This is a genomic window from Psychrobacter sp. 1U2, from assembly GCF_051847575.1.
The window spans coordinates 1-1,106 of the sequence record NZ_JBPYDC010000419.1 but is presented as its reverse complement, the minus strand read 5'-3'; the positions used below and the strand labels follow the sequence as shown (position 1 = coordinate 1,106).

Below are 1,106 nucleotides of genomic sequence, written 5' to 3'. Positions count from 1 at the left end.
TTCCCTTGCCGCGATATTAGAAGCGCGCGGTGTGAGTGTAACCATGACCAAGATGGATCCGTATATAAACGTTGATCCAGGGACGATGAGCCCGTTCCAGCATGGTGAAGTTTTCGTCACTGAAGATGGGGCGGAGACAGATTTAGATTTAGGCTATTATGAGCGTTTTTTACGTCATTCTAAGATGAGTAAGAGCAACAACTTTACCAGTGGTCGCATCTATCAAAACGTGCTGAATAAAGAGCGCCGCGGTGAGTATCTTGGTGGTACGGTACAGGTGATTCCGCATATCACTGATGAGATTAAAAGTAAGATTCTAGCCAGTGGCGAAGGCTATGATATCGCTATTATCGAGATTGGCGGTACGGTCGGTGATATCGAATCACTGCCCTTTATGGAAGCGGTACGTCAGATGCAAGTAGAGCTTGGTCGTAATCGCGCCATGCTAATGCATTTAACGCTCGTGCCCTATATTGCCAGTGCAGGTGAAACCAAAACCAAACCCACTCAGCATTCAGTGAAAGAGCTGCGCTCTATTGGGTTGCAGCCTGATATTTTGATTTGCCGCTCTGACCATCATATCTCTCAAGACAACCGCCGTAAGATTGCACTATTTACCAACGTCGAAGAGCGTGCGGTCATTATGTGTGAAGATGCCCAAAGTATCTATCAGATACCGCGTACCCTTCATGAGCAAGACCTTGATGATTTGATTTGTGAGCGTTTTGGTCTTGATGTACCTGAAGCGGATCTGAGCGATTGGGACAAGGTGGTTGAGGCTCAGCTAAACCCTGAATCGACTGTTACAGTAGCAATGGTGGGTAAATATGTCGAATTGCCTGATGCTTATAAGTCTATCAACGAAGCATTGCTACACGCTGGTATTACTCATAAAGCAGATGTCAAAATCAACTACATTGATGCTGAGCATTTAGAAGATGATGAGAGCTTACTGACACAGTTAAATGATGCTGATGCCATCTTAGTGCCAGGTGGTTTTGGAGAGCGTGGTACGAATGGCAAAATACAAGCCATCACCTATGCTCGTGAAAACAACGTCCCATATCTAGGCATCTGCCTTGGTATGCAGCTGGCAGTGATTGAGT

At 45.8% G+C, this 1,106-nt stretch carries 1 protein-coding gene; it reads left to right on the top strand.

What is annotated here, in order from left to right; genetic code table 11:
• Positions 1-1,106 (top strand): CTP synthase (locus ACS8FD_RS16275; RefSeq protein ID WP_439276609.1); only part of this gene is annotated, 1,106 nt, incomplete at both ends.